General features: G+C 75.1%; 6 protein-coding genes and 2 pseudogenes. 6 read left to right on the forward strand and 2 right to left on the reverse strand.

What is annotated here, in order from left to right; all coding sequences use genetic code 11:
- The 3 genes from PLP61_RS13440 to PLP61_RS13450 form a co-directional block, all read left to right on the forward strand.
- On the forward strand, positions 1-898 hold an 898-nt coding region (locus tag PLP61_RS13440), incomplete at its 5' end, for an MFS transporter (protein ID WP_324503244.1).
- 197 nt (positions 899-1,095) lie between these two features.
- Positions 1,096-2,166, forward strand: coding sequence for a hypothetical protein (locus PLP61_RS13445; protein WP_324503245.1), 1,071 nt, complete (start codon positions 1,096-1,098; stop codon positions 2,164-2,166).
- An 86-nt stretch (positions 2,167-2,252) separates the two neighbouring features.
- A complete protein-coding gene (locus tag PLP61_RS13450) occupies positions 2,253-2,897 on the forward strand; it encodes an AF_1327 family membrane protein (protein WP_324503246.1) in 645 nt (214 codons plus the stop codon).
- Positions 2,898-3,031: 134 nt separating this feature from the next.
- Here PLP61_RS13450 and PLP61_RS17140 read toward each other — a convergent pair whose 3' ends face one another.
- Positions 3,032-3,343: a DUF2249 domain-containing protein gene (locus PLP61_RS17140; RefSeq protein WP_502889052.1), complete on the reverse strand. Its 312-nt coding sequence runs from the start codon at positions 3,341-3,343 to the stop codon at positions 3,032-3,034.
- 54 nt (positions 3,344-3,397) lie between these two features.
- Positions 3,398-3,808, reverse strand: a pseudogene (locus PLP61_RS17145) (hemerythrin domain-containing protein); the annotation flags it as partial.
- A 165-nt stretch (positions 3,809-3,973) separates the two neighbouring features.
- Between PLP61_RS17145 and PLP61_RS13460 the strand changes: the two are divergent.
- The 3 genes and pseudogenes from PLP61_RS13460 to PLP61_RS13470 form a co-directional block, all read left to right on the forward strand.
- Positions 3,974-4,606, forward strand: a complete 633-nt coding sequence (locus PLP61_RS13460; protein ID WP_324503249.1) for a helix-turn-helix transcriptional regulator — start codon at positions 3,974-3,976, stop codon at positions 4,604-4,606.
- A complete protein-coding gene (locus PLP61_RS13465; protein ID WP_324503250.1) occupies positions 4,603-5,727 on the forward strand; it encodes a DUF8744 domain-containing protein in 1,125 nt (374 codons plus the stop codon). The genes PLP61_RS13460 and PLP61_RS13465 overlap by 4 nt, the downstream gene beginning before the upstream one ends.
- A pseudogene (locus PLP61_RS13470) lies at positions 5,724-6,903 on the forward strand (multicopper oxidase domain-containing protein); the annotation flags it as partial. The gene PLP61_RS13465 and the pseudogene PLP61_RS13470, both read left to right, overlap by 4 nt.

Consider the following 6,903-nt stretch of genomic DNA (forward strand, 5'->3'; position numbering starts at 1 on the left):
CGCCCTCGCCTCGCTGCTGTGCGCCGTGGCCTCCCAGGTCCCCCTGTTCATGGCGGGCCGGGCGGCGCAGGGGATCGCCAACGCGTTCACCACGCCCATCCTGCTCGCGGCGCTGTCGGACCTGACCCCGGCCGCGCACCTCGGTCGCGTGCTCGGCCGGTTCGGCAGCATGCAGGCGGCGGGGCTCACCTTCGCGCCGGTCATCGGCGGCCTGGCGGCGGCGGTGGACTGGCGGTGGGCCTTCTGGATCACCATGGTCACCGCGCTGGCGCTGGCCACCCGGCCTCCGCACGACGCGCCGAGGGCGGCCGCCGCCCCGGTCGCGTGGCGCTCGCTGCTCAACCCGCGGCTCGGCTTCGCCTGCGTGATCGCCGCTCTGGCGTACCTCACCACGATCGGTATCACCACCCTCAGCGCCTTGCTGGCCGGCGACCGGTTCGGGCTCCCGCCCGGAGGCCGGGGCGCGGTGGTGGCGGTGTTCGGGGTGACCGGGCTGCTCGCGGGCGGCTCCGCCGGTCGGCTGCTGGACCGGCTGGGGGCACGTCGCTTCGGCCTGATCGCGTACGTCGCGCTGGCCTCGGCCGCGGTGCTGGCCGGCCTGTCGCCGGCGCTGGTGGTGCTGGTCGTCGCCCTGGCCCTCGGCGGGATCGCCGGCCTCGCCTCGCGGGTGACGGTCAACTCGCTGGCCGTGCTCAGCACCCCGGGCAACCGCAGCGGCGCCGCCTCGGTGATGCTCGCCTGCCAGTTCCTCGGCGGAGCGTTGGCCCCGGCGATCCTGATCCCGGTCTACCGGCACGACCACACCCTCGGCCTGGTCGCGGCGGCCGTCTCCTGCCTGCTCGCCGCGGTGGTGCTGCTGCTCGCCCCCGGCCGGTGGGTGGGCGAGCGCTCCCCCTGAGGGCGAGCCGCTGCCGCGAGGGTGGTTGCCCACAGATCCGCGGACGGGGGTGGTTGTCCACAGATCCGCGGAGGGGGGTGGAAGGGCCGTTCCGACAAGGCTTGGGTGGGCACATGCCCCAGCCACGCGGACGCGCCACTGCCCACCGAAGCCGGACAGGTGGCCGGCTCCCTCGGGACGCCCGCGACCTGGAGTCGATGAGGCCCTGGCTGGCCGCCCTCCAGCAGGCCGACGCCGCCGAGGCGCGGGGGGACGCCGCCGGCGCCCTGCGCGTCATCACCGCCCGCTTCGCCGGTCCCGACGGGGCGCCGTTCTGGCGTCCCGAGCGGGTGCGGCGACTGCGGCAGCTCACCCGGTTCGGCCCCCTCCTTCCCCGGTGGGCGACCTCACGGTGGATCCAGGCCCAGGCGCTGACCTGGCTGGACGCCAGCAGCAAGCGACGCGCGCACCGGGCGCTGGAGACGGCCGTGGCCACCAGGGGTGGACCCGGCACCTTGCGCGGCGTGGACGAGGCGGATGCGACCTGCCGGGTGATGGACCGGGACTGGGTGTACCGGCAGGTCTACCTCTACGAGCTGGGCGGGTTGGCCCACTTCGTCGCCAGGGTCGCGGGGCCAGACCTGCTGGCCGGCGCGGACCGCATCCAGGGGTGGACGCGTGCGCCGCTGGGAGGCCTCCGCCTGCTCTCGGAAGGGGAGCGGACGATCGTGTGGGAGCGGCTCGACGGTGGTGAGCCGGTCGAGACCGCGAACCTCGGTGCCGCGCTGCTGCTCACGCCCGGCGAGTGCGTCCTCGGCAGGCTGGTGCCGACCGACGACGGCCCGCTGTTCGAGACCGCGCCGCTGCGGGTCCCCGAGACCGTCGCCGCCGGTGTCGCCGAGGACCCGGCGTCGTGGCTGGACGCGCTCGGTCACGCCTGCCGCGCGCCGGACGCCCTGCCCGGGGCGCTCACGGTCGTCGGCGAGGCGGCCCTGCTGACCGACGTACCTCAGCCGGTGTGGGATGCCTGGTCCCTGCCGGGGGAGCCCGCCGCTCTGGTGCGCAGCGTGCTGGCCGGTGCGCTGACCGACGGCGAGGTCGCCGGGACCCTGCCGTGGCTGTCCGCTGCGTTCCTGGAGCCCGGCACGGTCGAGGAGCTCACCCGCTCCTGCCGGCAGGAGGAGGCGGCCGGGGTGCGGTGTCTTGCCGGGCGTCTGGCGGGGCCGGCGGGCGAGGTGGCCCGGCTGGTGGCGGAGGCGCTGGAGGGCACCGGGAAGGACGTGGCCTAGGAGTGACGGTGGGAGTCGGCCTGGCGGCGCTGGTGCGGGTGAGCCCCTCGCGCAGCCCGCCGAGCGCCGGGTCTAGCGTGCCAAGCATGGACCTCACCCAGGTGACCGACGCGACCAGGGAAGCGCTGGACATGCTGCGGGACACCAGCAACCTGCACTGGTACGTCGTGACGTTCCTCGGGATCGTCATGTACGTCTACGCCAACGAGGTCGAGCGCCGACGATGGGACATCATCGCGGCCGGCCTGGCGTTCTTCCTGATGGACGTGTTCAACGAGCTGGTCAACTCCGCCTGGCTGCACGCCACCGGGGTGTCAGCGCTGTGGACGATCAACGGCGACACGGCGTACCTCATCCTGGTCGGCTGGACCATCGAGATCGTCTTCCTGTTCTTGATCTCGGGGATCGAGTTCGTGAAGTTCCTGCCCCAGGACAAGCACATGAGGATCCTCGGCATCCCGAACCGCTGGGTGTTCATCACGTTCTGGTCGGTCTTCGCCGTCGTGGTGGAGGAGCTGCTGCACGCCGCCGGGCTGCTGCAGTGGCACTGGGCCTTCTGGAACGCCTCGTTCCCGCTGCTGATCGTGATCTTCGGCTACGGCACGTTCTTCGCGATCGCCGCCTACGTCTTCGACCTCGACAGCGACAAGAAGCGGTTCACGATCGTGGGGGCGATGGCGGGCGTGAACGCGGTCCTGGCAGTGGCGCTGGGGGTGGCCGGCTGGCTGTAGGCCGGTGGTCGGGTCGGCGTCAGGGGCGGCGGAGGGCGTCACGGGCGAGAGCCCGGAGGGGGGCGGGGTACGGCTGCAACCCCCTACAGGTGACGGATTCCCCGCCCGGGGAATCCGAGAAGGGGGCGGCGGCCTCAGCCCACGCGGGCGAACAGGATCCGCCACGCCTCGGGCCCGCGCTCGAGGTACTCGGTGGTGAAGCGGCCTGGGAAGCGCTGGGCCGCCTGGTCGAGCAGCGGCAGGGGGTCGTGCGGGGCGACGAGCACCAGGCCGCGGCCAAGGGGGACGGAGTCCAGCGCCCCGAAGATCGTGGCGTGCCGGATGGCGTGCGGGATGGCTCGGGCGTCGAGCTCGGGGTGCTCGGCGGCATCGTGCTCGCCGCAACCGCACGAGTGGTGCCCCGTCTCGGCCTGCGGCTCCTCGTGCCCGCCCAGCAGCTCGTGCATCCCCTCCAGCAGGGCGGCCAGGGAGACCCCGGGGCTGGCCGCCAGCAGCGGGAGCACCTGCTCGTTCTCCTTCGCCAGGTGGCTCTCGAAGACGGCAGTCAGCGCCCGAGCCGCGGCGGCGGCCCGCACCGGGTCGGTCGCGGCAGCGAGCTCGCCGGCCAGCGCGGTGATCGCGCGGTGCTCGGCCAGCATGCCGTCGATCAGCATCCGGCCCGCGAGGGTGCGGTGCGCCGCGGGGTACATCGCCTGCTCCTCGGCGAGCGCGTGCGGGACCAGCTCCCGCTCCACCCACGCCACCAGGTCGGCGGCGGCCGACCGTGAAGCGGCGGCGTCCGACCTGCCGGCGGCCGCCAGCAGCGCCTCGGTGCGGGCGGCGAGCGCCCCGGACAGCTCCGCGTGGTGCTGCACCACCGCGTCCGCGGCCTGGCTGTCGGCCTCGGACGTGGCGATCACGACTTCGCTCATTGCTGCATCTCTCCCATCGAGTCCGGCGTCCCGCGGGCTCCGGCGGCCGCGGCATGGTGTGCGCCTGATGAATTTACTACACTGTATCCCGTGAAAAATAATCCGGGAGCTCCGGGCGGCCGTCGGCTTCAGCCGGGCCCGCGGCCGCGGGTCGCCTCGCCGGGCGTGCCACTGACCGCGTCCCGCCGCGCGATCCTGGCGCTTCTCCAGGAGCAGACGGAGCCCACCGGGCTGGCCTCGCTGGTGGCCACCTCCGGGCTCCACCCCAACACCGTGCGCGAGCACCTCGACCAGCTGGTGGCCGCCGGACTGGCCACCCGGCACGCGGCCGCTCCGAGCGGGCGGGGACGCCCGGCCTGGCTGTACGCCGTGGCCGAGGAGCACTCGGAGTACGCCGGGCTGGCGGCCGCTCTCGCCGCCTCCATCCACCGCACCAGCGCGGACCCCTGGGGCGACGCGGTTGCCGCGGGGACCGCGTGGGGCGCCGAGCTGGCGCAGGAGCGGGGCGCCACCCCCGGGTCCACCGCCACGCAGGCAAGGCGCGAGGTGGTCACGCTGCTGGACGACCTCGGCTTCGCCCCCGAGACCGGGGCCCGCGCGTCCGTCGTCCGGCTCACCCGCTGCCCGCTGCTGGCCGCTGCCAGGAAGTACCCCGACGTCGTCTGCGGCGTCCACCTCGGCATCGTGCGCGGGGCGCTCGAGGAGTACGGCGGCGAGCCGTACCGCACCGCGCTGCACGCCTTCGCCGAGCCCGGTGCCTGCCTGCTCCGGCTGCGCACCGAGGTGGAGGAGCCGTGACCGGGACCGCCACCCTCGCGCCGGACCGGCTCTCCACGTCTGGGCGCACTCCGCGGCGCACGCTCCGTGTGGTCCTGGTGCTGCCCGCGGGCGTGGCCCTGCTCGCCGGTCTGGATGCCGCGCTGCTGCTGCTCGACCTGCCCGCGCCGCTGTCGACCGCCCGGCTGCCCGAGGTGCACGGCGTGCTGCTGGTCCTCGGGTTCGTGGGCACGCTGGTCAGCCTGGAACGTGCCGTGGCGCTGGGCCGTCCGCTCGGGTTCGCCGCGCCGGCGCTGCTCGGGCTGGCCGGGATGCTGCTCGTCTCCCCGGCGCCGCTGGTGCTCGCCCGGAGCGTGCTGGTGGCGGGCACGGCTGCGCTGGTGCTGCTCTACCTCCCGCTGTGGTGCCGCCAGCGCGACGAGGCCGTGCTGGTGCAGGCGCTGGGTGCCGTGCTGGCACTGGGCGCGGCGGTGCTGTGGCTGGGCTCGGTGCCGGTGCCGACGCTGCTGCCCTGGCTGGTCGGTTTCGTGGTGCTCACCGTCGGGGGCGAGCGGCTCGAGCTCGCGCGCCTGGCGATGGGCCCTGACGCCGGGACCCGCCTGGTCGCCCTGGCGCTCGCGTTCGTCGCGGGCGTACTGCTGGCCCTGCTCCGACCGGGGGCCGGCTACCCACTCCTGGGTGCTGCGCTGCTCGCGCTGGTCGCCTGGCTCGTGGTGCACGACGTCGCCCGGCGCACGGTCACGACGACCGGCCTGCCCCGCTACATGGCCGGCTGCATGCTCGCCGGCTACGGCTGGCTGCTGGTCGCCGCCGGCGCGTGGCTGGTCGCCGGCCGCGCGGCCGACGGAGCGGCGTACGACCTGGTCGTGCACGCGGTCTTCCTCGGCTTCACCCTGTCGATGGTGCTGGCCCACGCCCCGGTGATCCTGCCAGCGGTGCTCGGCCGACCGCTGCCGTACACCCCGGCGCTGGTCGTTCCGGCCGTGCTGCTGCACGCCTCGCTCGCGCTGCGACTCTGGGTCGGTGACGGGCTGGGTCACGAGGTCGCCTGGCGCATCGGTGGCCTGCTCAACGTCGTCGCCCTGCTGGCCTTCGTGGCCGTGGTGCTCTGGTCGGTGCTGCGGCGGGGCCGGTCCTCGTGAGCGGCCGCAGCGGCGTACGCCGCGGGATGTGGCCGGCGCGGGACCTGCCCGTGGTGGTCTGGCTGCTCGCCGCACTCGTGGTGGGTCTGGTCCACCCGTTCGTCCCCGCCCCGCGCTGGCTGATGATCCACCTGCTGCTGCTCGGCGCGGTGACCAACGCGATCGTGGTGTGGAGCCGCTACTTCACCGACGCGGTGCTGCACGCCCGGCCGGCCCCCGACGACCGGCAGGTGCAGACCCGACGTCTGGGGGTCCTCAACGCCGGCGTCCTGGCGGTGGTGGTCGGAGTGCCGGGCGGGTGGTGGCCGGTCACTCTGGTCGGTGCCGTGCTCGTCGTCGCCGCGGTCGGGTGGCACGCGCTTGCGTTGGTCGCCCAGCTCCGCCTGGCGCTCCCGGCGCGCTTCGGGAGCACGGTGCGCTACTACGTGGCCGCGTCCGGCTGCCTGGTCGTCGGGGCGGGGCTGGGGGCGACCCTGGCCCGTGGCCTGGGAGACCCCTGGGACGAGCGGCTGGTGCTGGCCCACGCGGCGCTGAACGTGCTCGGCTGGATGGGGCTGACCGTGGTCGGCACCCTGCTGACGCTGTGGCCGACCATGCTGCGCACCCGGATCGCCGAGGGGGCCGAGCCGGCGGTCGGCCGGGCGCTGCCCGTGCTGGTGACCGCGGTAGGGGTGGTCGCGGCCGGCGCCGCCGGCGGAATCCGTCCTGCGGCGGTCGCCGGTCTGCTGCTGTACCTGGTCGGCCTCGGGCTGGTCGCCCCCTCTTTCGTGGCGGCGGCCCGCACCAAGCCGCCCGCGGACTTCCCGACCTGGTCGGTGGCGGCCGGCCTGGCCTGGCTGGTGGGGTGCGTGGGCTGGCTCGCCCTGGGGCTCGCGACGGCCGCGTCGTGGGCCGAGGCGGACGACACCTTCGACCGGGTCACCCCCTTCCTGGCCGCCGGGTTCGGCGCCCAGGTGCTGCTCGGGGCGCTGTCCTACCTCGTCCCGGTGGTCCTCGGCGGCGGCCCCACGCCGGTCCGGGCGGCGACCGCCGTCTTGGACCGCGGGGGTGCCCTCCGGGTGGCGCTGGTCAACGCCGGGCTGGTGGTCTGCGCGCTGCCCGCTCCACCGCTGGTCCGCGTGCTCGCCTCCGCGCTGGCGCTCGCCGGGCTGGCCGCGTTCCTGCCGCTGCTCGTGC

Source organism: Nocardioides sp. (assembly GCF_035429765.1).
Classification (GTDB): domain Bacteria; phylum Actinomycetota; class Actinomycetes; order Propionibacteriales; family Nocardioidaceae; genus Nocardioides.